General features: G+C 68.3%; 25 protein-coding genes. 16 read left to right on the top strand and 9 right to left on the bottom strand.

The window, feature by feature from the left end:
- The first annotated feature begins 10 nt into the window (after window positions 1-10).
- The 3 genes from CHC08_RS35680 to CHC08_RS35670 all read left to right on the top strand — a co-directional run bounded on the left by CHC08_RS35680 (window position 11) and on the right by CHC08_RS35670 (window position 2450).
- Window positions 11-796 (top strand): SDR family NAD(P)-dependent oxidoreductase, encoded by a 786-nt coding sequence (locus tag CHC08_RS35680; RefSeq protein WP_089211788.1) that lies wholly within the window; start codon window positions 11-13, stop codon window positions 794-796.
- Between the two features lie 41 nt (window positions 797-837).
- Window positions 838-1575 carry an SDR family NAD(P)-dependent oxidoreductase gene (locus CHC08_RS35675; RefSeq protein ID WP_089211787.1) on the top strand — a complete coding sequence of 246 codons (738 nt, stop codon included), beginning with the start codon at window positions 838-840 and terminating at the stop codon, window positions 1573-1575.
- Between the two features lie 164 nt (window positions 1576-1739).
- Entirely contained in the window at window positions 1740-2450 is a 711-nt protein-coding gene (locus tag CHC08_RS35670; protein ID WP_089211786.1) for a tyrosine-type recombinase/integrase, read from the top strand.
- Between the two features lie 61 nt (window positions 2451-2511).
- On the opposite strand, the gene CHC08_RS48720 is transcribed toward CHC08_RS35670, so the two are convergent.
- Window positions 2512-3111 carry a DUF6461 domain-containing protein gene (locus CHC08_RS48720; protein ID WP_143653472.1) on the bottom strand — a complete coding sequence of 200 codons (600 nt, stop codon included), beginning with the start codon at window positions 3109-3111 and terminating at the stop codon, window positions 2512-2514.
- Window positions 3112-3583: 472 nt separating this feature from the next.
- A complete protein-coding gene (locus tag CHC08_RS35660) occupies window positions 3584-4357 on the bottom strand; it encodes a transposase family protein (RefSeq protein WP_089211784.1) in 774 nt (257 codons plus the stop codon).
- Between the two features lie 173 nt (window positions 4358-4530).
- On the opposite strand from CHC08_RS35660, the gene CHC08_RS35655 reads away from it, so the two are divergent.
- The 4 genes from CHC08_RS35655 to CHC08_RS35640 all read left to right on the top strand — a co-directional run bounded on the left by CHC08_RS35655 (window position 4531) and on the right by CHC08_RS35640 (window position 10755).
- On the top strand, window positions 4531-5646 hold the full coding sequence (locus CHC08_RS35655; RefSeq protein WP_089211783.1) for a polymorphic toxin-type HINT domain-containing protein: 1116 nt from the start codon (window positions 4531-4533) through the stop codon (window positions 5644-5646).
- The gene (locus CHC08_RS48715) at window positions 5643-6002 is read left to right on the top strand and encodes a hypothetical protein (RefSeq protein ID WP_143653471.1); all 360 of its coding nucleotides are present in this window, start codon (window positions 5643-5645) and stop codon (window positions 6000-6002) included. The genes CHC08_RS35655 and CHC08_RS48715 overlap by 4 nt, the downstream gene beginning before the upstream one ends.
- A gap of 1632 nt (window positions 6003-7634) precedes the next feature.
- Window positions 7635-8876, top strand: a complete 1242-nt coding sequence (locus tag CHC08_RS35645; RefSeq protein WP_089211781.1) for a coiled-coil domain-containing protein — start codon at window positions 7635-7637, stop codon at window positions 8874-8876.
- 679 nt (window positions 8877-9555) lie between these two features.
- The gene (locus tag CHC08_RS35640) at window positions 9556-10755 is read left to right on the top strand and encodes a coiled-coil domain-containing protein (protein WP_089211780.1); all 1200 of its coding nucleotides are present in this window, start codon (window positions 9556-9558) and stop codon (window positions 10753-10755) included.
- 70 nt (window positions 10756-10825) lie between these two features.
- On the opposite strand, the gene CHC08_RS35635 is transcribed toward CHC08_RS35640, so the two are convergent.
- Window positions 10826-11770 (bottom strand): helix-turn-helix domain-containing protein, encoded by a 945-nt coding sequence (locus CHC08_RS35635; RefSeq protein WP_089211779.1) that lies wholly within the window; start codon window positions 11768-11770, stop codon window positions 10826-10828.
- Between the two features lie 101 nt (window positions 11771-11871).
- Here CHC08_RS35635 and CHC08_RS35630 point away from each other — a divergent pair, with 101 nt between their 5' ends.
- Complete coding sequence (locus CHC08_RS35630; RefSeq protein WP_089211778.1) at window positions 11872-12921, top strand: saccharopine dehydrogenase family protein; 1050 nt, start codon at window positions 11872-11874, stop codon at window positions 12919-12921.
- On the opposite strand, the gene CHC08_RS35625 is transcribed toward CHC08_RS35630, so the two are convergent.
- Complete coding sequence (locus CHC08_RS35625; RefSeq protein WP_089211804.1) at window positions 12918-13778, bottom strand: helix-turn-helix transcriptional regulator; 861 nt, start codon at window positions 13776-13778, stop codon at window positions 12918-12920. The genes CHC08_RS35630 and CHC08_RS35625 overlap by 4 nt on opposite strands.
- A 102-nt stretch (window positions 13779-13880) precedes the next feature.
- Here CHC08_RS35625 and CHC08_RS35620 point away from each other — a divergent pair, with 102 nt between their 5' ends.
- Window positions 13881-14801 carry an SDR family NAD(P)-dependent oxidoreductase gene (locus CHC08_RS35620; protein WP_089211803.1) on the top strand — a complete coding sequence of 307 codons (921 nt, stop codon included), beginning with the start codon at window positions 13881-13883 and terminating at the stop codon, window positions 14799-14801.
- A 43-nt stretch (window positions 14802-14844) separates the two neighbouring features.
- Here CHC08_RS35620 and CHC08_RS50920 read toward each other — a convergent pair whose 3' ends face one another.
- Window positions 14845-16314 carry a GNAT family N-acetyltransferase gene (locus CHC08_RS50920; RefSeq protein ID WP_245878770.1) on the bottom strand — a complete coding sequence of 490 codons (1470 nt, stop codon included), beginning with the start codon at window positions 16312-16314 and terminating at the stop codon, window positions 14845-14847.
- A gap of 182 nt (window positions 16315-16496) precedes the next feature.
- On the opposite strand from CHC08_RS50920, the gene CHC08_RS35605 reads away from it, so the two are divergent.
- The 5 genes from CHC08_RS35605 (at window position 16497) to CHC08_RS35585 (ending at window position 20805) form a co-directional block, all read left to right on the top strand.
- A complete protein-coding gene (locus CHC08_RS35605) occupies window positions 16497-17042 on the top strand; it encodes an EXLDI protein (RefSeq protein WP_089211777.1) in 546 nt (181 codons plus the stop codon).
- Between the two features lie 115 nt (window positions 17043-17157).
- Window positions 17158-18129, top strand: a complete 972-nt coding sequence (locus CHC08_RS35600) for an ATP-binding cassette domain-containing protein (RefSeq protein ID WP_089211776.1) — start codon at window positions 17158-17160, stop codon at window positions 18127-18129.
- Window positions 18126-18929, top strand: a complete 804-nt coding sequence (locus tag CHC08_RS35595; protein WP_089211775.1) for an ABC transporter permease — start codon at window positions 18126-18128, stop codon at window positions 18927-18929. The genes CHC08_RS35600 and CHC08_RS35595 overlap by 4 nt, the downstream gene beginning before the upstream one ends.
- Before the next feature lie 146 nt (window positions 18930-19075).
- Window positions 19076-19987 carry a helix-turn-helix domain-containing protein gene (locus CHC08_RS35590; RefSeq protein ID WP_089211801.1) on the top strand — a complete coding sequence of 304 codons (912 nt, stop codon included), beginning with the start codon at window positions 19076-19078 and terminating at the stop codon, window positions 19985-19987.
- A gap of 89 nt (window positions 19988-20076) precedes the next feature.
- The gene (locus tag CHC08_RS35585; protein ID WP_089211774.1) at window positions 20077-20805 is read left to right on the top strand and encodes an MOSC domain-containing protein; all 729 of its coding nucleotides are present in this window, start codon (window positions 20077-20079) and stop codon (window positions 20803-20805) included.
- A 27-nt stretch (window positions 20806-20832) separates the two neighbouring features.
- Here the strand turns inward: CHC08_RS35585 and CHC08_RS49960 are convergent, their stop codons facing one another.
- Window positions 20833-21255, bottom strand: a complete 423-nt coding sequence (locus CHC08_RS49960) for an aldo/keto reductase (protein ID WP_179282391.1) — start codon at window positions 21253-21255, stop codon at window positions 20833-20835.
- Between the two features lie 18 nt (window positions 21256-21273).
- On the opposite strand from CHC08_RS49960, the gene CHC08_RS49955 reads away from it, so the two are divergent.
- On the top strand, window positions 21274-21951 hold the full coding sequence (locus CHC08_RS49955) for a helix-turn-helix transcriptional regulator (protein ID WP_179282395.1): 678 nt from the start codon (window positions 21274-21276) through the stop codon (window positions 21949-21951).
- Window positions 21952-22064: 113 nt separating this feature from the next.
- On the opposite strand, the gene CHC08_RS35575 is transcribed toward CHC08_RS49955, so the two are convergent.
- Both CHC08_RS35575 and CHC08_RS35570 read right to left on the bottom strand, forming a co-directional pair.
- On the bottom strand, window positions 22065-22874 hold the full coding sequence (locus CHC08_RS35575; RefSeq protein ID WP_089211772.1) for a family 1 encapsulin nanocompartment shell protein: 810 nt from the start codon (window positions 22872-22874) through the stop codon (window positions 22065-22067).
- Window positions 22871-23896: a Dyp-type peroxidase gene (locus CHC08_RS35570; protein ID WP_089211771.1), complete on the bottom strand. Its 1026-nt coding sequence runs from the start codon at window positions 23894-23896 to the stop codon at window positions 22871-22873. The genes CHC08_RS35575 and CHC08_RS35570 overlap by 4 nt, the downstream gene beginning before the upstream one ends.
- 491 nt (window positions 23897-24387) lie before the next feature.
- Here CHC08_RS35570 and msrA point away from each other — a divergent pair, with 491 nt between their 5' ends.
- Window positions 24388-24909, top strand: coding sequence for a peptide-methionine (S)-S-oxide reductase MsrA (msrA, locus tag CHC08_RS35565; protein WP_089211770.1), 522 nt, complete (start codon window positions 24388-24390; stop codon window positions 24907-24909).
- A 209-nt stretch (window positions 24910-25118) separates the two neighbouring features.
- Here msrA and CHC08_RS35560 read toward each other — a convergent pair whose 3' ends face one another.
- Window positions 25119-26474, bottom strand: a complete 1356-nt coding sequence (locus CHC08_RS35560; RefSeq protein ID WP_089211769.1) for a serine hydrolase domain-containing protein — start codon at window positions 26472-26474, stop codon at window positions 25119-25121.
- Window positions 26475-26600 lie beyond the last annotated feature (126 nt).

Raw genomic sequence — 26600 nt, 5'->3', positions numbered from 1 at the left:
GGAGGTCAACATGACATCACCGATCCCGTCCGGCCTTTCCGGCCGGGTCGCCATCATCACCGGTGCCGCCAGCGGCATCGGCCGCGCGCTGGCCGTGGCCTACGCCTCCCATGGCGTACGAACCGTGGTGGGCGCCTACCCCGGTGACCCGCACGACCCCGCCGAGACCGTCCGCCTGGTGGAGGAGGTCGGGGGCACATGCGTCGTGCACGAGGTGGACGTGCGCGACGCCGCGCAGGTCGAGGCGTTCGCGCAGCGTGCGATCGACGAGTGGGGCCGCCTCGACATCGCGGTGGCCAACGCGGGCGTGCTGCGCAAGGCCGCGCTCTCGGAACTCACCGACGACGCCTGGGACGACATGCTGCAGGTCGACCTGACCGGTGTGTTGCGTACCTTCCGCTCGGCGGCCGGGCGCATGGGAGGTGACGGCGCGATGGTCGCTGTCTCCTCGATCGCCGGCGGCGTGTACGGCTGGGGCGAGCACGCACATTACGCCGCGGCCAAGGCCGGGGTGGTCGGCTTGTGCCGCAGCTTGGCGGTGGAGCTTGCATCCCGGCGAATTCGAGTGAACGCCGTGATTCCCGGGCTCATCGTCACCCCGCAGTCCTCCGACCCGGTGAACTCGTTGGGCCCGGAGGGGTTGGACCGTGCGGGAGCGAACATCCCCTGGGGTCGAGCCGGACAGCCTGAGGAGGTCGCGTCCGTCATCCGGTTCCTCACCTCCGACGACGCCGGTTACGTCACCGGTCAGGCCGTCGTTGTCGACGGTGGGCTCACCGTGCGCATGCCCGATTGAGGCGAATCCGTAATAAATAGGTAAAAGGGAAAGAGGGTCTCATGCCGGTTCTTGCGGGCAGGACCGCACTCATCACCGGAGGCGCGAGCGGGATAGGCCGCGCCATCGTCGACGCCTACGTTCGCGAGGGAGCCGAGGTCATCGTCGCTGACCGCGATGCCGAGCCGGCGGCCAAGGTCGTCACGGAGGCCGGAGCGGTCGGCCATGTCGTCGTCGACGTGAGCGACGAAGCGTCTGTGGCCGGGGCCGTCGAAGCCGCGATGGAACGGCTGGGCAGGATCGACGTCCTCGTCAACTCCGCCGGAATCCTCACCGAGGCGCCTCTGGTCGAGATGGACCTCCGGATGTGGACGGAGACGATCACGGTCGATCTCACCGGAGTCTTCCTGTGCTGCCGCCACGTCGTCCCCCACATGGTCGAGCGGCGATGGGGCCGCGTCATCAACATTGCCTCACAGCTCGGCATCAAGGGAGGGCGCTCGCTCAGTCACTACGCCGCCGCCAAGGCCGGTGTCATTGGGTTCACTAAGTCGCTCGCACTGGAGGTCGCCGAACACAACGTGCTGGTCAACGCGATCGCCCCGGGCCCTATCGAGACCCCGCTCGTGGCCGGCATCACCGAGGAGTGGAAGGCCGCCAAGCGTGCAGAGCTCCCTCTAGGCAGGTTCGGCCAGCCCGAGGAGGTCGCCCCCACCGCGGTCCTGCTTGCGAGTGAACCCGGCGGCAACCTCTACGTCGGCCAGACCCTCGGCCCCAACTCCGGGGACATCATGCCCTGACGTCCGCTGTACATCATGCCGCGTCAGCATGATGTCGCTTGCGGCAAGGTACGCACGTCGAGGGGCCGATATGCCGCTGCTCTCCCCTTCGGCGGCTCAACATGTTGCGCCGAAGACATCCTCTCGGCCGTGTCGTCGCAGTACTGTCTCTAGTGCTCTGACCGCTGAAGCTGACCAAGTGGAAGCCTCCGAAAGCCGCCGCATCGGTCGACCCTCGTACGGTCGTCAACCCGGTTCAGGCTCGGGCGCTTCTGGCCGCTGTAACGCAGGTGGGGCGCTCACGAGGGCTTCGTTTAGCCGCCCTGTTCGCCTGTATGTACTACGCGGCTCTCCGACCGGAAGAGGCGGCAGGGTTGCGGCGGCAGAACTGCGGCCTTCCTGCCGAGGGCTGGGGGTTGATCGTCCTGGAAAGGGCGCGCCCCCAGGCGAACAAGCGATGGACCGACTCCAGGGAGACCCACGACTCGCGGGGACTCAAACACCGGGCCATCGACGACACCAGGGAAATCCCTATCCCACCTCGTCTCGTCCGAATCCTTCGCGAGCACATCGAGAAACACGGCGTCGCCGGCGATGGCAGGCTGTTCCGCACATCCGGCGGGCGGCCGTTCTCCGCCTCGGCCTACTCGGGGGTCTGGCGGATCGCGAGAGAAATAGCGCTCACTCCGGAACAGGCGGCCTCACCGCTGGCCGCCCGGCCGTACAACCTGAGACATGCCGCGGTCTCGCTCTGGCTCAACGCAGGGGTCCCGCCAACCGAGGTAGCTCAGCGTGCTGGGCACGGTGTGGACGTTCTTCTCCGCGTCTATGCCAAGTGCATCGAAGGTCAACAAGATCGTGCCAACAGGCAGATCACCAAAGCCCTGGAGGTGTGATCAGAAACCCTCACGAGGGGCCCCGGCGAGTCCGGGGCCTTCTTCATGTCTGGTGGGTTTTTTACTTCACGATGGCGCCCAAGAGCGGACCATTAAAGATCTCTCGGGTCAGGACGACGCCCGTCAGCCGCGCAGTGAGAAGAAACAGAGATCCCTCGGCATCGTCGGACTCGTCAAAGTCGATGTCGTCATCGTCCGGGCCACCGTCGGGATCAAATCCCGCATCACGCATCATCTCAACGAAGCGATCAGGATCACTTCCCTCACGCCAATCTGGGCTCGCCAGGTCGAAAGAGGTCACCACCTCGCCGTCGACCAAATACTCGAACCGGCTCCAGGCGTTGACGTTACTGAAGATCATGATTGTTTCGGTACCTGTAGAGAGGACATCCATGATCTCAGCTTTGACCAGTTGCATAGCGGCCGCTTCGATGACTACGGTCCACTCGCCGGATCGCCATGCACGCACAGCTTCAGGTAGCGGACACTCGCTACTCGTGAACGGGCGAATGTCATTCTCGCGGGCGCCCAGTCGTCGGAGCGCCTCGACTTCGTCGACTCCTCGGATGAACGTCAGACTCCACGCGTGCCCAAGAGTGCTGTCAATCTCGGATTCGTCTCCGTCCAACCATGCAAGGTCAGCGCTGTTTACCTCGACCATCGTCGTCCTCGCTCTGTCCGTAACCGCGGCTGGTCGAAGACAAAGTAACGGTCGGACTTGGGACGGGACAGGGGGGAGTGCCAGCCGATCGCAGGGAAGGGCCACAGCCGACTCGCACGCCTTCGGACTTCCGGTTGGCTTGCACAGACGCCATCAAGATGATCACGTGCATGCTCCGTGGCCGCTGACATCAGCTGCCTACAGCGGCATCGAGCTGCCTGCGACCGTCGAGGAGTGAAAAGCGAAAGCCCAGGTCACTGGGTGTTTTCGCTGGTCAGAAGAGTGCCCCGGCATGATTCGAACATGCGATACCCGCTTTAGTCTCCAATCTCCCCCCGGTGGAGGAGGCCGTTCGGGCCTGAAAATCGGGGTGGTTGCTCGCTGACGTCGTCTCTCCTTGGTCATTCAGGCCGTGCTTTAGTCGGACGCTGGGAGCCGCGCCTGTGGGCCTTGCACTGAACCTTTTTCATCCTCAGGCGGCCTGTGCGACGCGGTGGTTTTGAAGAACGGCGATGGCCTTGCACAGATGGCCGGCCTTGCCGGGGCTGCAGCGTAGCTTCCGGAGGATCTTCCAGCTCTTCAGCTGGGCGTTGGCGCGTTCGCCGGGTCCGCGGAGCTTGGCGTGGGAGCGGTTGGCCCGCTTCTGCGACGCGGGCTTGTTCTTACCCTTGTACGGCGTGGCGACCGGGCCCTCGGCTCCCTGATACGCCTTGTCGGCCAGGGTGATGATCCCGGCCTGCTCCAGCGCACGCAGGATGCCCCAGATGCGGGCGGCGTTCAGATCATGTGCCGTGCCCGGCAGAGCTCCAGAGGTCCACAGGATCGTTCCGTCTGGCGAGGCGATGACCTGGATGTTCATTCCGTGCACGCGGTGCTTGCCGGAGAAGTACGGTCGGTCGGCCTTGATCCGGTCGGTGCGGATCAGCGTGCCGTCCAGTACCAGGTAGTGCAACCCGTCCCGCTTGGCCTTGCGCAGCGCCTGGCCGAGCTTGGGCGAGCGTGCCGACAGCAACGCCACCGTCTCCTGCACGTAGCGCCACGCGGTCGCCGTCGAGACCCCGAATCCCGCGCCGAGCTCGACGAACGTCTCGCCCTTGCGCAGGTAGACCAGTACCAGCAGGGCCTGTTGTCCGGGGTTGAGCCGCCGCCAGGCCGACCCGATCGCCTTGCGGTGCCGGCGGATCAGGCCGGCGACGTAGTTCAGCGTTGAACGCGACAAATCGACGGCAGCACGATAGAACAGCATCCGAAGCCCCTGGTTTTGACGGACGTGATTGTGGTGATCAACCCGTCTACCAGGGGTTTCTCTACGTCGTCAGGCGAATATCGGCCTTGCGATCATGCTGTGACCAGCAGATCGCCGCCAAGGGATGAAAAAGGTTCAGTGGTCAGGCCGATCCGTGCGGCAGACCCAACAGCTTGGCATGCGCGAAACAGAAGGCGGCCCTCGCCCAAAGCAAGGCCGACCAGCTGAAGAAAAAGATGCTCAACGCGCTGCTGGCGTTGGCGGACATCGCCGCAGAAATAACGGGAATCAAAGACGGCCTCGAATGCTTCAAAACCGGCGACCTCGACGCGTGCACCGCGACGGCGCTGAACGTCCTGGGCACACTAGCTGGCGGCCTAGCCGCGAAAGTAGGTCTTAAATATGCCGTGCCGTGGAAGTGGAAGGAAGGTCTCAAACTCGCCAAGGCAGTCTGGAAACACGCCGACGAGGCAATCACCGCGTTCAAAAGCTGGGGAAAGGCCAAAGACGAGGTAAAGGCCGCCGAGAAAACGGTCGCCAAACTCGCCAAGGCCTGCAGTAGCTTCGTGCCCGGCACCGGTGTACTCATGGCTGATGGCACACACAAACCCATTGAGAACGTCAAGGTAGGCGACAAGGTCCTCGCCACCGATCCCCAAACAGGAAAGACGGAGTCCAAATCCGTCATCGCCCTCATCACCAGCCGAGGCGACAAAAACCTCGTCCAGATCACCGTCGACACCGACGGTACCCAGGGCAATGCCACCGGCGTGGTCATCGCGACTGACAGACATCCTTTCTGGTCCAGCGACCAACGACACTGGTTCAACGCCTCGGCCCTGCGCCCCGGAATGCGCCTGCTCACCCCGAACAGCGCTACCGTCGAAGTACTCGCCATCCGCCAGTACCATCAGGCCGACCAGCGCGTCCACAACCTCACCATCGCCAGCACCCACACTTATCATGTGGCGGTAGGGGACATTGATGCTCTCGTCCATAACGCAAGCAATGATGGCTGTGAGACGGCCTCTGAAGTTATATCAAAGCTAAGTCAAGGAAGGAGTAGGAACCCCAATTTTAAAGTAGTTTCTTCAGAGGAGGATCTTCGGAAACTATGGGACAAAATCACAAGAGGAGGAAAGGTGATCGACAAGCCAAACTATCCAGGAAAGGCGATCGAATTGCCCGATGGAACGCAGGTTTTCTGGAGAAATAAATCTAAATCTACAGGAGCAACTATCGACGTTAATGAAGGTGGAAGAATTTATAAGGTACATATCGACCAATGAAACTTAAGCGCATAGTAGACCGTACTTTGATCATGGGGATTGACGACTGGGTGCACTTTGCTCAGGTCGTAGATCAAGTATATCTGGTGGGTGGTGCAAGGTCGCTAGAAGAGGCACTTGAGCTCGCTATCCTCGCGGTCGGACAGCTGCTAAAAAGTGGTCTTATGGTGGCTGGAACTCTCCGGGACGATGGCTTTCATCCCTGGGAAGTTTCGCCATCTGAAGCTCTGCTAATAATAGAAAGGGAAGCCTTGTCGCTGGGGCGACTTCCGGAGGTAGGAGAAATTTGCTGGCTTAATAGTTCCGCCGAAGCCGATGTTATCGCTCAGGGTTTAGAATGGGATTTCGACGACTGAATTTGGTCGAGGATCCCTCTCTGTGATCGGTAATGACTGTGGAGCTGGCTCGATCATCCGGGTCGGCTCCACAGTTGCTCGATCTATCCTAAGTGGGTGTTTGAGAGGTGATCGAAAACCTCGGCGGCTCCACAGGCCAGCCATTGTGTGGTGCTGGCATCCTTGCCTGATGCTCCTGTCTACGGCCTACATACGGACCCGGCGGTTTGAATGCGTCCGGATCGAGGACTACTCCAACTCACACCGTTGGACCAGCGTTCCCGGAACGATCGTCGGCACTTGGCGAGACTCGAACGGCATCGAGGTTCTCGACCTGGTCGCCAGCTTGCCGACAGGCGAGAGGATGCGCTGTTTCCGACCTGGCTATGGGATCGAGCCCACGACGCGGATCACCTTCTGCTTCGAATGCAACAACGCGCTGTTTTTCTTACCCCCAGCGGCCAGCGCGATCTCGTCGGGTTCAACGCGGACGGTCAGCCTGCGCAAGAGCTGCTGACTCGGTTTCGCGCCTTCTGAGGACGGAGGGTCATCGGCCTGAGCGGATCTGTTCAAGCGGCCGCGGTCCGGGCCGCTGAGCGGGACACCCCCGGGTGATCCGCTGCAGCAGCGTACCGATCACCGCCCACCGAATCATCGCCTCGCTGATCGGTGGCCGACTGCGGCGCAGCAGCGTGCTGAGGAGTCCGAACGCGCGGCCTGGCGTACGGCCGGCGAGCACGACTCTGCACGCGCCCGCGCTCAGCAAGACACCGCTACAGCTACCGAGCACGTCGGCAGATCGCCACGCTAAAAACCGCCTTGGTTGGCCGCATCACCGCTCTCGATCAGGCGCGCATTGACCTGAAAGCCGCTGGTAGCCGGGCCGAGCGAGCCGAGACCGGCCGAGTGCGCGAAGAACTCACCGTATGCATCTCAGCTGGGGGAGGAACTCATCGCTGAACGTGAGGACCTGCGGGTGTCGGGCCTGGCCAGGCGAAGAGACCAGCGCATGAATCGGGGCTCACTCATCGTTGGCAGGGGACGCCACTGACATCCTGATGACGATTTCCCCTGACAGCAGGTGACGGACTCGCAGGTCAGAGGGGTTTTCCTTATCGCCGCATCTTCCCCGAAACGTCGCGTGATGTCAGTTGGACTGACCGTCCTGCACCAACCTTCAGCCCGAAGCGCATAGACCTCATGTGCTTCGTGGAGAGACCGCCGCAAGTGCAAGTCGCTATCACCCTGAAAAGGACACGGAGGCGGGCCTTTCACGCTGTCAACGCAAAGAATCTCTCGGCGTCGGTGTAACGACGAATTCCACCGTCGCCTACTCCACAGGCGGTTCGTCATCGCCAAGCACGGGGCCAAGCGCAGTGGTTTTCTGCGCGACATCCGCGCGGTCAACCACCTGCGCGACAACGCCTTGGGCAACGCTGACCTGTAGACCCGCAGATGCCCTCTCCGGCGGGACACGATCTCAGCGGTGATCACCGGCAGCTCGCTACAGATTTGCAGTGCCCCAGCAATGCATAGGGAAACTACATATCGATAATGCCGATTGTCGCCATGTCTTAAAGTGATCTAATTTTCGTAACGTGACACGTCGATTTTTGATCGTGTCAGGCAGACACGTTTTGGTAGAGTGCTTGAGTGACCGAAGATGCCCCGACCCGATCCGCGGGCGACCCGAATACCACCGATTTCGACCTCCGCCCGGAACGAGGCCACCCGGCCGACCCACCCGAGGCGCCGCGCGACGACCTGTCCGGCGCCACCGGCCGCTCCGACGCCGGCCCGGACGCGACGACCGGACCACCCCCATCACCCGCCGCCGATGCGGAGGCCCCGCACGGCCGATGTGCCTGGGACGGCCAGCCACTGCCGCGCTCCACCGGCCGCCGGCCCCGCCAGTACTGCAGCGACGCCTGCAAAACCGCCGCCTCCCGCGCGCGGCGCAAAGAGCAGATCACCGCGGTGACCACCGCCGTGACCGAATCCGGCGCGGTCCTGGCCGAAGCGCGCCCGCTGCAGGAGGCGCTGCGCACGCTCCTCGACCGCTTCGCCGAAAAGGTCGACCTGGCCGAGAGCGGCGCGCTGGCCCGGATCAGTGCCGCCGAAGCCGAAGCCGCTGAAGACCGCGCGGACGCCGCGATCGCCCGCGAGCAGGCCGCGGCCGCCGATCGCGCCCGCATCAGTGCCGAACGGCGGATGCGCGAGGCCGAGCAGGCCCAGCGGCTGGCCGAGGAGCGCGAGGACAACGCCCGCGCCGACCTGGAACGCATCGGGGAAAAGACCCGCGCCGAAGTGCTCGAACTCGGCGAAAAGCTCGGCGACGCCAAGAAGGCCACCGAACTCGCCGAAGGCGTGACCGCCGACCAGGCCAACCAACTGCGCGCCCTGCGCACCGAAAACCGTGAGCTGCAGGCCGCCCGCACGGCACTGGACGACGAGCTCGCCGAACGCGGCCGCCAGCTACAGGCCGCGCAAAACACCAGCACCCGGCTGCGAACCCAGCTGAGCGAGCACAGCGACCGGGCCGCGGCCCTGGCTCTACAACTGGCCACCGCCACCGCTGATGCCACCACGGCGCGTGAGGAGACTCTGGCCACCCATGCTGACCTCGAACGGGTGCGCCAGCGCCACGACGAGCAGACCCAGCACCTGCGCGCCGAACTGGAGGCGGCCCGGCAGCAGGCCGAAGCCCGCGCCACCGAGCTGATCCGGATCCAGACCCTGCACGAGGCCGACCAGGACCTGCTCGCCGAACTACGTGGCCAGCGCGAAGACCTCAAGGCCCGCCACGACGCCCTGTATGCCGAGGTGGGGAAGCTGCGAGCCGAGATCGACCAGCTACGGGCGCGGCCCGCGCCCGGCGCCGCAGAGCCCGAATAGGGCCGATGACGCCGTCGCCGGCCGGTGTTGCCGCAGGTCAGGGGTACCGATGCGCCCATCAGGCGCGGCGTCGACGTCCGCTCTGCACCCTTGAGCCTGAGTTCATCCCGTCGCGTTCCACAGTGGCTGTGTACCGGAGTCGTCGATCCGACGTCGAATCGGTTGATCAGCGTATGGCCGCTACTGACATCCCGGTGACGATTTTTGCTGACAGAAAATGACGAAACCGCAGCTCAAGCAGCCGCCGCATCATCAAAACCTCGCAGGAAACGTCACCAGATTTCAGTCGGGGAGTATCGCTGCGCCGTCCAGGAGCGCATACACCGAACGGGTCGCGTCACCCGGGCTGGGGAACATCCGCTGAGGGAGAGGGCGAAGAGCACCCAAGAATTAAGACGAAACCGGTGCAAAAGCGGCAAGTAAGTGAGGGGTCTTTACGCTACTGACACGAGGTGACGATTTCGCTGACACCAAGTGACGAAAGCCCATGTCGGCGAAATGACGAATCCCAGACATCTCGCTGCAGATTTGCACAAACCGTATGGGGTCTCAGGAGGATGCCGCTCTCACAACTTGCGGGAATTTACATTCCCGGTAGTTGACTCTAGGCCACCCATACGCAACAGATCGTGTTTATTAATTTTGAATTTCCAGAAAATCAAAATGTTAGGCTGGAGCGGTGGAAGAGTCGGGCGCGGTGACGCCGTGTAAGCACTGTGGGACGCCGATCGAGCAGCGCTCCGGGCGGGGAAGGCCCAGGGCCTACTGCCTGCAGGGGGACTGCCAGGCCGTGGCGAAACGCGAACGGGAGATGCGGCGTGCGACACCGGGGCTGGAGGGAGCACTGGCTCGGGCGGAGGAGTTCTACGACCGCATGGAGAAGGGGATGACCGCGGCGATAGCGCCGCTGGCCCAGGTGCTGGCCGATGAGCTGAGCCCGGCCGGGGTGGAGGCCAAGCTAAGCGCGGTGCAGGCCGAGGCGCACACGCGGGTGGCGATAGCGCGCACCGAGCGAGAGCAGGCCTTCGAGCAGGTACGGCTGGCACGCGAGGCCACCGGACACGCCCGCCGCGAGCGGGAGGCGATGGCGCAGCAGGTGGAGGAGGCCCACGCCGAGCGGGACACCGCGCTGGCCGACGCCGAAAACGCCAGGGAGCAGGCACTGGCCGCGCTGCACGAGGCGGCCAGCACCGAACGCCTGGCCAGACATGCCGAGCAGGAGGCCACTCGGCGAGCCGAGCGGGCGGAGGCGGCCAGGGACGCGGCGATGCGGGAGAGGGCCGAGAAGGTGGAGGCGGCCGAGACCGAAGCGCGGCAGGCCCGGGCGCAGGCCGTACAGAATCGGCAGCAGGCCGAGCAGGCTCAGGCCGAGCGAGACCAGGCGCGAAGCGCGGCCGAAGCCGACCAGAACGCCAAGGTCGAGGCCGAACGCGCCGCCGCGGCGGCGGCGGCGCGGGCTCAGGCGGCCGAATCCGAGCGAGATCGGGCGCTGGCGCGAGCCAACGCCGAGGCCCATGCGCGAGGTCAGGCCCTGGCCGAGACGGCCGAGGCACGGGCCCGGGCGGCGCGCGTGGAGAAACAGGCGGCCGAGCTCGAAAAGCGCACGGCACGCCAGCTGGCCAGAGCCGAGGAACGGGCCGCGGAGAAGATCTCCGAGGCTCAGGATCGCGCCGCGGAGAAGGTGACCGAGGCCCACGCCGAGCGGGACCAGGCGCGGATGCAGCTGGCAATGGAGCAGATGCGGCTGTCTGACCTGCGTGAACAGGTGGAAGTGCTGCGCGCGGAGGCCGCTCGGCTCCAGGAGCGCGCGATCACCGCGGAGTTGCGGGCGAAGGCGGAGGCGGAAGGGTCCGGGGGGCCGGGAGCAACGCAACGGTGAGCGGGGATGGGTGTCGCCCTCGTCGGATACGGCCAGATGCTCGGATACGGCCAGGTGTGAGGTGGGGAGTTCAGCGGGTCCGTGAGCGGAAGGTGCGGCGGTAGGTGTCCGGGGGTACGCCGACCGTGCGGTTGAAGTGCCGTCGCAGCGTCGTGGCGGTGCCCATGCCGGTGGCCGCCGCGATGGTGTCGACGCTGTCGTCGGTTTTCTCCAGGAGTTCCTGGGCGTGGCGGATCCGCTGGGTCAGCAGCCATTGCAGGGGGGTGGTGCCGGTCGCCGCTCTGAAGTGGCGGCCCAGGTGGCGCGAACTCATCCGTGCCTGGCGAGCCAGGTCCTCCACGGTCAGCGACCGGTCGAGCCGTTCGATGATCCAGGGGAACAGGGCGGCGAGCGGGTGGTCGTCCTGGGCGGGCACCGGGGTGGTGACGAACTGGGCCTGGCCGCCGGCCCGGTGCGGTGGTACGACCAGGCGGCGGGCGACGGCGTTGGCGACCGACGCGCCGTGGTCGAGGCGGACCAGATGCAGGCACAGGTCCAGCGCGGCGGCCTTGCCGGCGGAGGTGAGCACGCTGCCGTTGTCCACGTAGAGCACGTCCGGGTCGACCTCCACCCGGGGGTAGCGGGCGGCCAGCGCCTCGGTGTGCGCCCAGTGCGTGGTCGCGCGCCTGCCGTCCAGCAGGCCGGCCGCGGCCAGCACGAACACGCCCGTGCAGAGGGAGACCACGCGCGCGCCCGCCTCGTGAGCCGCGCGCACCGCGTCGACCAGGTCGGCGGGTGGATCCTCGTCGACGTCGGCCCTTCCGGGGACGATCACGGTGTCGGCGTGCCGGAGCCGGTCGAACCCGTGGTCGGGCTCCAGCCGGAATCGGCCGACCCGCACGGCGACCGGCCCGCAGAGGGTGACGTCGTACCAGGGGACCGTCACGCCGTCCGGGGCAGCGGCGAAGACCTCATGCGCCAGGGACAACTCGAAGTGCAGCATGCCGTCGGTGACGGCCAGCGCGACGGTATCCATGTCCGAAATTGTACGGGACGTGGCGTTCCGGACACTCACGGCTAGACGCCCGCCCCCGCCAGGATGTCCGTAGCGGATCATTCAAGCACAGGGGAGAGCTCATGGGATCAGGGCAGATGGTGGCGGTGTTCGGCGCGTACGGGCACACCGGGCGGTTCGTGGTGGCGGAGCTACGGGAGCGCGGATTCGTCCCGGTTCTCTCCGGCCGCGACGCCGGCAAACTGCGGGCGTTGGCGGCGTCCCATCCCGGGCTCGAGGCCCGGCCGGCGTCGGTCGACGATCCGCTCTCGCTCGACCGCGCGCTGGCCGGGGTGGCGGCCGTGATCAACTGCGCCGGGCCCTTCGCCACGACGGCCGCCCCCGTGATCGAGGCGGCGCTGCGCGCCGGGATCCCGTATGTGGATGTGGCGGCCGAGATCGAGGCCAACGTCGACACGTTCGCGCACTTCACCGATCGCGCCCGCGCCGCGGGAGCGGTGATCGTCCCCGCGATGGCCTTCTACGGCGGCCTCGGCGACCTGCTGACCACCGCCGCGATGGGCGACTGGACGTCGGCCGACGAGGCGCACATCGCGTACGGGCTGAGCGGCTGGCAGCCCACGGACGGGACGCGGGTCGCGGGCGCGGTCTCCCGGCAGCGGCGGGACGGCGCACGCGTCGTGTACAGGAACGGGCGGCTGGACTACCGCCGGGACGACGCGACGACCCTCCAGTGGCCCTTCCCCGAGCCGATGGGCCCCCGGGCGGTCATCGGGGAGTTCACGATGGCCGACGTCGTCACCGTTCCCAGCCACCTGTCCATCCCCGAAGTGCGCACCTACATGACGGTCGAGGCGGCCAGGGACCTGTCGGCCCCGGACACACCGGCGCCGGCCCCGGTCGACGAGCGGGGCCGGTCCGCGCAGACCTTCCTCGTCGACGTCGTCGTGCGCTCCGGCGGCAGTGAACGGCGTGCCGTGGCGAGCGGTCAGGACATCTACGCCGTCACCGCGCCGCTCGCGGTGGAAGCGGTTCACCGCATCCTCACGGGACAGACCAAGACGGTCGGCGTCGCCTCCGCCGGCGAGATCTTCGACGCGCCCGGCTTCCTCCGCGCGCTGTCCTCGCACCTCTCCCTGGAACTGCGTCCGTCGAAGGTTTTCGGCGGCTAGCGCGGCGTGCTCGCCGCGGCGCTCTGGCCGGGAGAGGGCCGCGGGGCCAGGTGCGCGAGAAGCTGAAGCCGTTCATGCGACGGGGATCCGCGCTCGGCGTGGTAGGTGACCAGCATCTGACCGGGTGCGCCGGGGAGCGCCAGTTTCTCGTAATGGAGATCGAGGGAGCCGATCTGCGGATGGAGCATGCGGACGGATCCGCTCGTCTTCTGGCGCACGTCCTGGCGGGCCCAGAGCATCCGGAAGCGTTCGCTGCGCAGGCTGAGCTCGCCGATCAGCTCGGCCAGCCGGGGGTCGTCGACGGCGCCTCCGATGATCGACCGCAGGTAGGCGACGACCTTGGCGGTCATCTCGTCCCAGTCGCGGTAGAGCTCACGCATCTCCGGTTCGAGGAACGCCGCGCGCAGGGTGTTGACGCCCGGCGCGAAGAACGGGCTGAGCGCGACGGCCATCGAGTTGGCGGCCAGTGTGGTCATGTAGCGGCCGTGGACGAGGGCGGGTGTGGTCGTCCAGTTGTCGATCAGGCTCTGCACGCTCGCGCTGACCCGCTCCGGCCGGGAGGGCCGGCGACGGGCGGATCGCGCGGGGCGGGCCAGCTCGCGCAGGTAGGTCTCGGCGTCGGCGTCGAGCTGCAGGGCGCGGGCGATGCTGTCGAGGACCTGGTCCGATGGGTGCTGGTCACGTCCCTGCTCCAGGCGCAGGTAGTACTCCATGCTGATGCCCGCGAGCAGCGCGACCTCCTCTCGCCGCAGGCCGGGCACCCGCCGGCGGGCTCCGGTGGGCAGGCCGACATCGTCGGGGCGCAGCCGCTCACGGCGAACCCGCAGGTAGTCACCGAGTTTGCTTCCCGTCGCCATGGCCTCCATGGTAGGTGCCGGTGAGCGGTGCATCCTGTCCCCGCGAGTACCAGTGTCAGCAGGGACTTACTGTCGGTGACGGTCCGCCGCATCATCGACGCCATGACGCAAACCTTGCAGACACCGTTCGGATTCGCCTCGACCGCGAAGGAGGTCCTGGCCGGCGTGGACCTGTCCGGCACCCGCGCCCTGATCACCGGCGCCTCCTCCGGCGTCGGCATCGAGACCGCGCGCGCCCTGGCCGGCGCCGGAGCCGGTGTTGTGCTGGGCGTGCGCAACGTCGACGCGGGCAAGGAGATCGCCGCCCGGATCTCGGAGTCGACGGGCAACCAGGACGTCGGCGTCGGCTATCTCGACCTCGCCGACCTCGGTTCGGTCCGCGCGTTCGCCGGCTCCTGGCGGGGACCGCTGCACATGCTCGTCAACAACGCCGGGATCATGGCGCTGCCGGAGCTCACCCGCACCCCGCAGGGCCGGGAGACGCAGTTCGCGGTCAACTTTCTCGGGCATTTCGCCCTGACCGTCGGGCTCCACGACGCCCTCGCCCGAGCCGAGGGCGCCCGTGTCGTCTCGCTCAGCTCCAACGCCCACCTGTTCTGCCCGGTGGTCTTCGACGACCTCGACTACCGCTTCCGGTTCTACAACCCCATCGGGGCGTACGGAGAGTCGAAGACGGCCGCGGTGCTGCTGGCGGTCGAGGCCGGCCGGCGATGGTTGGGCGAAGGCATCGTGGCCAACGCGGTCCATCCCGGGGCCATCGCCACCAATCTGCAGAAGCACACCGGCGGGCTGCAGACACCGCCCGAGCGCCGTAAGAACGTCGCCCAGGGCGCGGCGACGTCGGTGCTGCTGGCCGCCTCCCCTCTGTTGGCCGGTGTGAGCGGCCGCTACTTCGAGGACTGCAACGAAGCCCCGCTGCTGAGCGAGAAACCGGCGATGTTCGGCGGCGGGGTCGCTCCCTTCGCCCTGGATCCCGGCAACGCCGAGCGGCTGTGGACCGTCGCGACGAGTCTCGTGTCCTGAGGTCCCCCAGGGCGTCCGCCGACTTTCCGAGGGGGAGAGGGCCTCAGGGGGAGGTGCGGTAGTGGTAGGTGTGTGAGCACGTGAACCCGGCCCGCTCGTACAGCCGGCGGGCCGCTTTGTTGTCCTGTTCCACCTGAAGGTAGAGCCGGTCGGCTCCCTGCCCGGCCGCCCAGCGGGCGCCGGCCCCCAGGAGGGCGGTGGCGATGCCCCGGCGCCGGTGCTCGGGTCGGGTCGCCATGCTGAAGATCCCCGCCCAGCCCTCGTCGGCCACGAACAGTCCCATGCCGGCGACGCGCCCGCGGTCGGAGACGGTCAGGAAAGCGGCGGGTTCGGCGGTGTGGGGGAGGACGGCCCCGCCGACGGCCGCACTGTCGAGGTGATCGTCCAGGTCGGTGAAGATCTTCGGCCATGCGTCGCGGTCGGTCACGGTTTCGACCGTGACGGCGGAGGCTGTGGCGGCGATCACTTCCCCGGTGGAGGCGGTGAGCACCGACGTCTCGCCCTCGATCCGGTAGCCACGGGCGGCCAGGAACGCGTCCAGGTCGCGGTGGTGTTCGGCGGGACTCACGTGGACGCGCAGGGGGGTGTCACGCTCCCGGTAGAACTCCTCCACCCGTTCGACGCCGGTCGCGCGGTGGATCGGGGGCAGCGCGGAGTTCCAGCGCTTCCGTTTCACGCCCGGTGTGTGGCGGAGCAGCCAGCCCTCGTGCTCTTCGACGTTCGACGCCGGCCAGACCCGGGCGGCGCGGCGCTCGACCTGCCGGGCGCCCGAGATCCGGCAGAGTCCCGCCAGCCGGGGAACCAGCGTGGTGAGCAGGTCGTGGTCTTCCGGACGGGCGGGTTCGTACTCGGTGAGGCCCAGCCCGACGATCTCGAACCGCTCGGCGAGGGCGGCGACCTGATCGATGAGCTCTCCGGGGAGCAGGCCTGCGGGCTCCGGTGTGCCGACGGAGCCGAAGGAGCCCGGGTCCAGGACGTCGAGGTCGATGTGGATGTACAGCGCCGTGGCGCTCTCACCGAGCGCGGGCAGGTCGGCGATCCCCGCCACCCGGATGAAGTCGGACTCGGCGGGATCGAGCGCCCGGACCCCGGCCAGGACGACCTGTTCCGGCCGGAGCACCCGATCGGGCATCAGGTCCGGCGGGCCGTCGCCGAGCAGTGTGCGCAGCACCATGCCGTGGAAGGCGCCCGAGGGGGAGGAGGAGGGGGTGTTGAGATCGGCGTGCGCGTCGAACCACACCACCGTCAGCCGCTCGCCGTACCGGCGCAGTACCGCCGCGATCGGTTCGAGTTCCACGCCGCAGTCTCCGCCGACGGTGATCACGAATCTGTCCCGTGCCCGTTCCAACGCCGTACGGGTGCGCTCGGCGGTCTCCTTCAGCGTCCCGGCGACCTGCACCCGCGTCCGTTCGGCGTCGGGAATGAGGGCGGCCAGCAGGGCGGCCCCCTCCGTCAGCCGCGTGGCGGTGGCCGAGCCCGACCCCTGCCACTGCGGCACCTCGATGACCGTCACCTCAGGCAACGTGTGCTCCTCTGGTCGCGAGGTCACAGTCTTGCGTGCTCCCCTCGCCGGGGTCCACTCGAATATGTCCCAGCGCCCGCCACCATACGGACGGGATGGGGGCGGTGCGCGGGTCTTGCCATCCGCTCCGCGCTATACGTATTCTTATACGTATACGGGATGAGGATGGAACGATGCCCAATAAAACGATCTACGTCTCGGACGAGGACCTGCCGCTGTTCCAGCGGGCGCAGGAGCTCGCCGGGGGCAAGCTGTCGACGGCGATCAGCGTGGCGCTGCGGCGCTACGTCGAAACGGAGGAGGGCCGAAAAGAGGGCTACGACGAGATCATCGTGCAGGTCGGCCAGGGCACGGGCCGCAAGCAGCGCTTCTCCGGGGTGCTGCTCGGCGAGTGGGGACGCACGACGGGCAACCGGATGGAGATGTTCCGGGTGTACCGCTCCCGCAAGGACAAGTACGTCCTGCACGTGGACCGCTCGCCCGACTGGACCGACAGCCTGACCTCGGGAGCCGACAACTGGCTGGAGGGCCTCCTGTCCCGCGGCGCGTGGCGGAGCTATCTCGGCCTGGCCGACTCGAGCTGGGGCTTCGTCCAGGGCGAGGCCACGCTTGAGGTCGTGGACACCATCGAGATGCTGCGCGGCAAGGTCCCCGACGAGTTCTACGACCTGATCGCCGAGCTGGCCGAGCGTCCCACCGTGGAGGACCTCGACATCTAACTCCATCCGACGAAATCCGACGAACGCCACCGGACGGCCGACACGCGACCGCCCGCCATCCCGTCATGCCCTCGTTCCCCCTCATCCCCCCGACACGAACGAAGGAGAAGACCGCATGCCCCCAGCGATCATGGCCGAAGGACTGGTCAAGAAGTACGGCGACGTGGTCGCCCTCGACGGGATGGACCTGTCCGTCCCCGAGGGCACGGTGTTCGGCCTGCTCGGCCCCAACGGCGCGGGCAAGACCACCGCCGTGCGGATCCTGACCACCCTGCTGAAACCGGACTCCGGCCGCGCCACGGTCGCCGGGTTCGACGTCGTCGCCGACGCGCGCCGGCTGCGATCCCACATCGGCGCCTCCGGCCAGTACGCCGCCGTCGACGACCACCTCACCGGCGCCGAGAACCTGGAGATGGTCGGCCGCCTCTACCACCTCGGCGTCAAACGCAGCAGGCAGCGGGCCCGCGAGCTGCTGGAACGCTTCGACCTGACCGAGGCGGGCGACCGCCCCGTGCAGGGCTACTCCGGCGGCATGCGCCGCCGCCTGGATCTGGCCGGAGCACTGGTCGCCGCCCCGCCGGTGCTGTTCCTCGACGAGCCCACCACCGGCCTCGACCCCCGGGCTCGCATGAGCCTGTGGGACGTCATCTCCGAGCTCGTCGCCGACGGCACCACCGTGCTGCTCACCACGCAGTATCTGGAGGAGGCCGACCGGCTGGCCAGGGCGATCGCGGTGGTCGACCACGGCCGCGTGATCGCGCTCGGCACCGCCGACGAGCTCAAGGACCAGGTCGGCGGAGACCGCATCGAGCTGACCATGACCAGCGCCGCCGACCTGCACACCGTACGGAGCGCGCTGGCCCCCCTGGCGGTGGGGGACATGCGGGCCGACGCCGCCACCTTCCAGCTGACGATCCCGGTCAGCGACGGCACGGCCTCCCTCACCGCGGCCCTCGGCCACCTGGCCGCCGAACACGTCGTCGTACGCGACGCTGGCCTGCGGCGGCCGACGCTGGACGAGGTGTTTCTGACCCTCACCGAACACCGGACCGGCGAACCGGTCATGACGAAGGAGCCCACCCGATGAACGCCCTGCAGATGGCGGTCGCCGACGGTATGACGATCACCAGGCGCAACGTCCTCAAGATCAAGCGAGCGCCCGACCTGCTGGGCGGCGCGATCATCCTCCCGATCGTGTTCGTGCTGCTGTTCGCGTACGTCTTCGGCAGCATGATCGACCTGCCGGGCATGTCGTACCAGGAGTACATGATTCCGGGGATCTTCGTTCAGACGATCGTGACGAGCGCGCAGATCACCGGCTACACGCTCACCCTGGACCTGCAGAAAGGCATCTTCGACAGGTTCCGCACGCTGCCCATGGCCCCGTCGGCGGTGCTGACCGGCCAGACCTCCAGCGACGTCGTCATGAACGCCGCCAGTGTCGTCGCGATGACCCTCGTCGGGCTGGCCGTCGGCTGGCGCATCCACTCGGAACCGCACCGGGCCGTGCTGGGCTTCCTGCTGCTCCTGCTGTTCGCGTACGCGTTCTCGTGGGTGACCGCGACGGTCGCGCTGGCCCTGCGCAAACCCGAGGTCTTCAACAACATCGCCACCATCGTGTCGATGCCGCTGGTCTTCCTGTCCAACGCCTACGTCGACAGCACCCGCCTGCCCGGGCCGCTGCGGGCCGTCGCCGAGTGGAACCCCGTCTCCACGGTCATCCAGGCCGCTCGCGAGCTCTTCGGCAACACCAACGCGGCCATGCCGGTGCCCGGCGCCTGGCCGCTCCAGCACGCGGTGCCGGCGGCGCTGCTCTGGTCGGCGCTGCTCCTGGCCGTGTTCGTGCCCCTGGCCATCCGGCTGTACAAGAGGGCGGTCAGCCAGTGATCCGGCTCACGCACACCCTCCGCCGTGATCGCCTCGCCTCCTGGCGCGGAGGGCGCGTGGCGGCTCACCCCTGCTGAGCTGCGGGCGGTGTGATCATGGACTCTGCGGCTTGACTCTCGAGTGGCTCGAAGGTGCAGATTCTTCTCGTGAGTGACAGCACAGAGCTTTACACGATCGGCCGGCTCGCTCGCCGTACCGGCCTGTCGGTGCACACGATCCGCTTCTGGTCCGACAGCGGGGTGGTGCCACCCACCGTCCGTTCCACCGGCGGGTACCGCCTGTACGACGCGACGGCCGTCGCCCGGTTCGACCTCGTCCGCACGCTGCGCGAGCTCGGCATCGGCCTGGAGACCATCCAGGAGATCCTGGCGCGGCAGATCACGGTGGCCGAGGTGGCCGAGACGCACGCCCGGGCGCTGGACGCGGAGATCCGGACCCTGAAACTTCGCCGCGCCGTGCTCCGTACGGTCGCCAGACACCGCAGCACGACAGAGGAGACACTGATCATGCACAAATTCGCCCAGTTGTCCGCCCAGGAGCGGCAGCAGGTCATCGACGACTTCGTCGAAGGCCTCTTCGCCGGGATCGACCTCGACGACGACGCCATGATCGTCGCCGGGTGGATGCGGGAGCTGCCCGGTGAGCTGCCCGACGATCCGACGCCGGACCAGGTCGACGCCTGGGTGGAGCTGGCTGAGCTGGTCGCCGACGAGGACTTCCGGCTGCGATTGCGGAAGATCGTGCTCAGCGGATCGTCGGAGCCGCAGGTCGAGGCCGGGTTCGACCTGCGGCGGCTGGTGCTGGAGAAGGCAGGCCGGGCCCTGGCCGACAAGATCGCGCCGGAGTCGGCCGAGGGCGGGCTCATCCTGGGCCGCATCATCGAGCCCCGCCTGTCGGCCGGGGAACGCGCCGAGCTGCGCGAGCGGCTCCGGATACTCGCCGACGCCCAGGTGGAGCGCTACTGGCTGCTGCTGAGCGTCCTCAACGACCGCGAGCCGTTCCCCTCGGTCATTCCCGCCTTCAACTGGGTGATCGCCGCCCTGCGCGCCCACGGCTGACCCTGCGGCCGCGGGCCCGCCGGAGCGGCCGTCCTCATCCACCGGCGGACCCGGCGACGCCCCTCCGATCCGGACCGTAGGATCGGGGCATGTACCGGGGAATCGTCGACAGTCTCTATCGCTGGCCTGTGAAGTCGCTGCGGGGTGAACGCGTCCCCGTGGCTCTTCTCGATCATCGCGGACTGGCCGGCGACCGGGCGTACGCGCTCATCGACGAGCGGCCCAGCCACGCGGGCAGGCGGCTGACCGTACGGCAGTCGCCCGGCATGCTCGCCTGGGAGGCGTCCTACCCCGCCACCTGCGACGGTTCTCCCGAGCCGCCGGGCCTGCCGGTGCTGTACTCCGCCGGCGGCGCGGCGTGGGCGTGGGACGATCCCGATCTGCCCGCCGCGCTCTCGGAGTCCTACGGCATCCCGTTGTCGATGCGCGCGGCCGACGGCCAGCAGGATCGTGGCCCGACCGTGCTGGTGACCTTCGAAGCGTCCCGGCGCGCTCTGGAGGCCGAGCTCGGAGCGGAGGTCGATCTGCTGCGGTTCCGCCCGAACGTGCATCTGGATCTCGATGCGCCCGCGTTCGCGGAGGAGTCCTTCGGCGAGGGGACCACGATCACGGTGGGCGAGGCCGTCCTGGAGGTGACGGGTGATCATTCGGGCCCGTGCATCCGGTGCGCGGTGCCCAGCTGGGATCCCCACGGCCGCGAGCGCTGGCCGCAGCTGCAGAAACATCTCATCGTCGAGCACGACAACAAGTTCGGTGTGATCATGCGGGTGACCGGCCCGGGAGTCGTGCGCGTCGGCGACGCGGCCACGATCGGCTGAGATCGCGCCCCGGCCGTCGCGCCGTCATCACTCCTGGATGCCGATGTCGGCGGGAGCGCGGCGATCTCCCGCGACGGCGTCCGCCGGCACCGCCCGATCCAGATCGCGGAGCGTCTCCTGCCGCAGGCGCAGTGCCGCCGCGGCGACGTTCTCCTCCAGGTGGGTCCGCACGCGCGTGCCGGGGATGGCGACGACGTCGTCACCGCGCGACAGGACCCAGGCGAGGGCGACCTGTCCCGGCGACGCCCCCGTCGCGGCGGCGATCGTCTCGACCTTCTCCAGCAGCGTGAGGTTGCTGTCGAGCGTTCCGTCCTGGAACCGCGGGAAGGCGTGCCGCAGGTCCGTCTCCGGGATCTCGCCGGCCGACCGGACGGTCCCGGTGAGGAACCCACGGCCGAGCGGCGCGTAGGCGACGAAGCCGATGCCCAGCTCCCGGACCGTCGCGAGCACGCCGTTCGTCTCGCCGGGGTGAGCCCCGACTACTACACGCGGCTTGAGCAGGGGCGTCAGCGGACGGCTTCGCGAGCCGTGCTCGACGGCGTGGCGGGGGCGCTGCGCCTGACCGCCGACGAACGGTCACATCCGTACACCCTCGCCGGGATCACCGACGGGACCTCGCCCGGCGCACCCGCACGCAGGACCGTCGACCGCAAAGTGCAGCGTGTACTCGACCTGCTGGACGACACTCCCGCCATTCTGTTCGGCCCGTTCATCGACGTCGTCACCGCGAACAGGGCGGCGGCGTTCCTGTTCGCCGACTTCAACACCATGCCCGCGCGTGAACGCAACGGCCTCAGATGGATGCTCCTCTCGCCGGCGGCGCGCGAACTCTACGGCCGAAGCTGGGAGGAGGCGGCCACCGAAATGATCGGCATGCTGAGAATCGACGCCGGCCGCACCCCGGATCATCCCCGTCTCGCCGAACTCGTCGCGGAGCTGAATGACAGAAGTGCGCTGTTTCGCCGCCTGTGGCAGGAGCACCGGGTCTCCACCTGGCTCCACGAAAGAAAGATCCTGCGACACCCGGGTTTCGGCGACATGGAATTCTTCAACGAACTGATCACACTGCACAGCGCCCCGGGTCAGACCCTTGTCGTGATGATCCCCGCAGACCCGGTCACCTTCCGGAAGGCCCTGCGAGCCTGAACGCGCTCATCCCGGTAAGACGGCGCTCTCGCACTGGAACACGGATGCCGAGACGGCGCCGGGGCATCCGTCCGGGCATCCGAGGCGCTCAGGTCTGTCCGAGAGTCCGAGGGTCAGGCGGAGCCGGGCGAGGTGAGCGCCACGCCGGCCTCACCGGTGTAGTCCAGGAAGGTCAGCGACTCCTGGAGGTAGAGCCGCACCCCGTCGGCGTCGTGTGACAGGTAGCCGATGGAGAGGTCCTGGCCCAGGTGCAGGGCGAAGTCGCCGCCGCGGGCGGACAGCAGGAACGCGCCGTCGATGGCGGGCGCCCAGATGATCTCTCCGTCGATCACCCTGGTGAGGTGCTCGTGGATCGGGTAACCGTGGTCGGAGGTCTCGTTGACGGCGGTGTAGGCGTCGGCGCTGAGCACCAGCGAGTACGGCCCGTCCACTCCGGCCAGCCGCAGGGCGCTCACCGCCCGGCTGACGGTGTTCGGGTAGGCCCGTACGTCCTCGGGCAGGCTGAGCACCGGGTTGGTGGAGGCCTGCCTGATCCCCTCGATCCCGGCCGCGGCGTATCCCTCGAACACCACCCGGTCCTCGGCGAACGCCATCTGCTTGGCGGCGTCCTTCACCGGCTGCCAGTCGGCGTCGCGGGCGCCGCGCTCGACGTCGTCGACGGCCCGCCGGTCCAGGGTGAACGGCACGCGCAGCTCGACGATCGGCATCGAGGTGCGGGAGTGGGAGATCACCCCCTCGGAGGGCGGCTCGATCGGGGCGAGATGGCCGGTGGGGACCGACGACAGGGTGATGCCCCCCGGGTCCGGCACGTCGACGACCCTGCGTCCGGCGAGGTGCCGCTTGAAGGTGCGCCGGGCCTCGTCTTCCAGGTCGGCCCAGGCCGCCGCGGAGATGGGCGCCAGTTCGCGGTGCAGATTGTTCATCGTGCGGGACTCCTCTTCAGGTCGCCGATGCCCAGCGACCCCTCGTACACGGGTGATTCGGGCACCTGGTGTGCCAGTGGCGCGGGGGCTTGGGGAAGGTCGTCGAGGAAGTCGGCGGTGGGCACGAAGAACAGGGTCCCGGTCACCGCGGTGGAGAAGTCCAGGAGCCGGTCGTGGTTGCCCGGCGGGTCGCCGATGAACATGTTCTCCAGCATCCGCTCGGTGACGCTCGGAGTGGCGGAGTAGCCGATGAAGTAGGTGCCGAACTCGCCCCTGCCCACCGAGCCGAAGGCCATGTTGTCGCGCAGGATCTGCCGCTCGGTGCCGTCGGGGTCGATGACGGTGTTCAGCGCCACGTGGGAGTCGGAGGGTTTGAGCTCGTCGGGCAGTTCGATGTTGGACAGTTTGGTGCGCCCGACCGCCCGCTCCTGCGCCTCCACCGGCAGCGTCTCCCAGGCGGTGAGGTCGTGCAGGTATTTCTGCACGATGACGTAGCTGCTCCCGGCGAAGCCGGGATCCTCCGCGCCGATCATGACCGCGGCCTGGGCGGCCGGGCCGGTGGGGTTCTCGCTGCCGTCGACGAAGCCGAGGAGGTCGCGGTCGTCGAAGTAGCGGAATCCGTGCACCTCGTCCCGCACGGTCACCGCGCCCGCCAGCCGGCGGGTGAGCTGGGCCGCCAGCTCGAAACACAGGTCCATCCGGGAGGCCCGGATGTGGAAGAGCAGGTCGCCGGGCGTGGAGACGGCGCGGTGCACGGCCCCCTCCAGCGCGCGGAAGGGGTGCAGCTCCGCCGGGCGCGGCCCGTCGAAGAGCCGGTCCCAGACCGCCGAGCCGATGCCGGTGACACAGGTGAGACCGGCCTCGGGGACCCGGAAACCCACCGACCGCACCAGAGCGGCCACATCGGGCAGCAGTTCTCGCACCACGGGCTCGCCGCCGGCGTCGACGGTCACCACCAGGAAGAGGGCGGCGTTGGTGAGCGGCTTGAGGACCGCCTGCGAGACGACGACCGGTTGCGTCATGCTCTTACCCGCCCCGCCTTTCTGGTGCCGGTGCCCGGAAACTCCGATGGTGATGTCCGGAAAGTGTAGTGCCGCGGGGGTAGGCCGCCCATCGGCGCGTCCTCGCCGGCCACGCGGCCGCACTCACCGGCGGCAGGCCGGTGACGCCGCACGGGGCCGGCCACCCCGGGATCGACGACGCGCCGCCCGCTCTCGCTCCGTGAGGAAGGGACGGCCTTCCCTCGTCTGAGGCGTGCCATGGCCGTGGCCACGGCACCGCCGTCGCCGAGCCGGGGTGCGTTATAGCATGGTTAGTCTCATACTGCGTGGTGGACGACGCGAGCGATCACCGCGTTCAGTACGGCCCGCAGTGAAATGGTATCTCGCCTGGTCTGAGGGAGACCGCAGCGGCCCGGCCACTCCTGGCTCCGTCCGGCTGGGCGGGGGCCGGAGGGCGAAGGCCACGGCGCATACCGCAGACTGTTCGGGCACTCAGACGAAGGAGCACAGTGATGACCGGAACGACTGAAGTCGCGATCCTCGCCGGAGGCTGCTTCTGGGGAATGCAGGACCTCATCCGTAAACGCCCGGGCGTGATCTCCACAAGGGTCGGTTACACGGGCGGGGACGTGCCCAACGCGACCTACAGGAACCACGGGTCCCACGCCGAGTCGATCGAGATCGTCTTCGACCCGGAGACGATCTCCTACCGGGACCTTCTCGAGTTCTTCTTCCAGGTCCACGACCCCACGACGAAGAACCGCCAGGGAAACGACATAGGGCTCAGCTACCGGTCGGCCATCTTCTACACGAACGACGAGCAGAAGAAGGTCGCCGAGGACACGATCGCCGACGTCGACGCCTCCGGTCTCTGGCCGGCCAAGGTCGTCACCGAGGTTGAGCCGGCCGGGCCCTTCTGGGAGGCCGAGCCCGAGCACCAGGACTATCTCGAGCACTACCCCAACGGCTACACGTGCCACTTCGTCCGGCCCAACTGGAAGCTCCCGCACCGGGACGAGAAGGTCAGCCACTAAAACCGCGGCCACCACCGCGGTCCGCGGCGGTGGCCGGAGCGCCCGTCGTGAACGGCTTCGGCGACCGGCGCCGTAGGGCCCATGCCGCGGTCAGGGCGACGGTTCCGGCTCGCCGAGCGCCGGAGCATGGCGGATGGAGACCGTCGCCTTCGCGGCCGCCGGCACGGTCCCTGCGGCGGGCCCGCGGGTCCGGCCGGGGCGCTCGCCGCTCAGCCGCGCCAGCCGCCGGGGTCCACCCCGCCGGGCACCTCGGCCGCGGGGTCGTAGGGGGTCCGGGTGAAGACGAAGGTGTTGAGGTCCAGGTGGCTGAGCGAGCCGTCGGCCCGGCGGACCACGCGCAGGATCTCACCGGCGTAGTAGCCGTCCAGCCCGAGCCAGGTCCCGTCGTCCTGGGCGGCGAACCGGGAGGCGCGGCCGGTGCCGACGACCGGATTGAGGCACACGTCTCCCTGCGGCAGCAGCCGCAGCGCGTACGCGCTGGGCCCCCAGTACCACGGGCCGGTCAGCTCCAGCAGGCCCGCGTCGGCTCCCGCGGGCTCCCATTCGGCGGGCAGGCGCGGCTCGTGCTCATCGAGGATGGCCAGCAGGTCGGTCAGCAGGCCCCGGCTCATCCCCGAGGTGGAGTTGGCCATGAAAAGCACGCCGACCCTGTCGGAGGGGTCGGCCCACACGGTGGCCAGGAAGCCCGGCATGGAGCCGGTGTGCCCGGCCAGGCGGCGGCCACCCGCGCGGGTGAGCTGCAGGCCCAGGCCGTATCCGCCGGTCCAGGCGTCGCCGTCGTCGACGGTCGCGGGCTCGCGCATCTCGGCCACGGTGGCCGGATCGAGGACGCCGCCGGTGTCTCCGGCCACGAACGCCGCCCACCGGGCGAGGTCGGCGGGGGTGGACCAGAGCTGCCCCGCCGGGGCCATGGCGACCGCGTCGTGCTCGGGCTCGGGCAGCAGCACGTCGGCCCACGGGTGCACGGCGTAGCCGGTGGCGTGCGGGGCGCGCGGCCGGGGCGTGGTGTCGTCCATGCCCAGCGGCCGCAGGATCTCCTGCTGTACGGCCTGCGCCCAGTTCATGTCCCTGTGCCGGGCGACCAGCTCTCCCAGCAGGCCGAATCCCAGGTTGGAGTAGTGGTAGCGGCGCCCAGGCCGGTGCCGGGCGGTCTCGGGGCCGAGCCGGCCGATGAGCTCCTCCACCGGCATGCCCGGGGTCCGCTCCCACCACGGGCCGGGCGACTCGGCGCTCAGTCCGGAGGTGTGCGACAGCAGCTGGGCGACGGTCACCTCGCCGACCGGGATGCCGGGGATGTGCTTGGCGATCGGGTCGAGCAGGTCCACGCGGCCCTCGTCGCGCAACCGCATGACCACGGTGGCGACCATGCTCTTGGTGATCGATCCGATCCGGTACTGGGTGGTCTCGGTGGGCGCGGCTCCCTCCACCTGGCCGCGCGAGCCGAACCAGGCGAGCCGCCCGTCACGCACCACGGCCACCGCCAGGGACGGTATCCGCGACTCGGCCTGCTCCACCGCGACCCTGCGCAGCAGCGCGCGAGCCGTACTCTCCAGAACCGGTGACATCAGCTGGCCCCTCCTTGGCACGACAAAGTGCACCCAGGGTAGTACCGCTGGAGTCCTGCCGGCATCGGCGGCCGGGGCCGCACCAGGCCAGGATGGCCGTCGGGCGCCCCGGCGGTGACCTGCCGA

Origin of the sequence: Streptosporangium subroseum (assembly GCF_900188345.1) — a bacterium.
In the GTDB taxonomy this organism is placed as follows: Bacteria; Actinomycetota; Actinomycetes; order Streptosporangiales; family Streptosporangiaceae; genus Streptosporangium; species Streptosporangium subroseum.
Note: the sequence above shows the minus strand (reverse complement) of the source record. Positions and strands in the feature narration are given on the sequence as shown.

Bases quoted from the DNA above. Each gene is read 5' to 3' on its own strand.
- CHC08_RS35680 (WP_089211788.1), top strand. From the start codon at position 11: ATGACATCACCGATCCCGTCCGGCCTTTCCGGCCGGGTCGCCATCATC.
- CHC08_RS35675 (WP_089211787.1), top strand. From the start codon at position 838: ATGCCGGTTCTTGCGGGCAGGACCGCACTCATCACCGGAGGCGCGAGC.
- CHC08_RS48720 (WP_143653472.1), bottom strand. From the start codon at position 3,111: ATGGTCGAGGTAAACAGCGCTGACCTTGCATGGTTGGACGGAGACGAA.
- CHC08_RS35660 (WP_089211784.1), bottom strand. From the start codon at position 4,357: ATGCTGTTCTATCGTGCTGCCGTCGATTTGTCGCGTTCAACGCTGAAC.
- CHC08_RS48715 (WP_143653471.1), top strand. From the start codon at position 5,643: ATGAAACTTAAGCGCATAGTAGACCGTACTTTGATCATGGGGATTGAC.
- CHC08_RS35635 (WP_089211779.1), bottom strand. From the start codon at position 11,770: ATGGATACCGTCGCGCTGGCCGTCACCGACGGCATGCTGCACTTCGAG.
- CHC08_RS35630 (WP_089211778.1), top strand. From the start codon at position 11,872: ATGGGATCAGGGCAGATGGTGGCGGTGTTCGGCGCGTACGGGCACACC.
- CHC08_RS35625 (WP_089211804.1), bottom strand. From the start codon at position 13,778: ATGGCGACGGGAAGCAAACTCGGTGACTACCTGCGGGTTCGCCGTGAG.
- CHC08_RS35620 (WP_089211803.1), top strand. From the start codon at position 13,881: ATGACGCAAACCTTGCAGACACCGTTCGGATTCGCCTCGACCGCGAAG.
- CHC08_RS35605 (WP_089211777.1), top strand. From the start codon at position 16,497: ATGCCCAATAAAACGATCTACGTCTCGGACGAGGACCTGCCGCTGTTC.
- CHC08_RS35600 (WP_089211776.1), top strand. From the start codon at position 17,158: ATGCCCCCAGCGATCATGGCCGAAGGACTGGTCAAGAAGTACGGCGAC.
- CHC08_RS35595 (WP_089211775.1), top strand. From the start codon at position 18,126: ATGAACGCCCTGCAGATGGCGGTCGCCGACGGTATGACGATCACCAGG.
- CHC08_RS35585 (WP_089211774.1), top strand. From the start codon at position 20,077: ATGTACCGGGGAATCGTCGACAGTCTCTATCGCTGGCCTGTGAAGTCG.
- CHC08_RS35575 (WP_089211772.1), bottom strand. From the start codon at position 22,874: ATGAACAATCTGCACCGCGAACTGGCGCCCATCTCCGCGGCGGCCTGG.
- CHC08_RS35570 (WP_089211771.1), bottom strand. From the start codon at position 23,896: ATGACGCAACCGGTCGTCGTCTCGCAGGCGGTCCTCAAGCCGCTCACC.
- msrA (WP_089211770.1), top strand. From the start codon at position 24,388: ATGACCGGAACGACTGAAGTCGCGATCCTCGCCGGAGGCTGCTTCTGG.
- CHC08_RS35560 (WP_089211769.1), bottom strand. From the start codon at position 26,474: ATGTCACCGGTTCTGGAGAGTACGGCTCGCGCGCTGCTGCGCAGGGTC.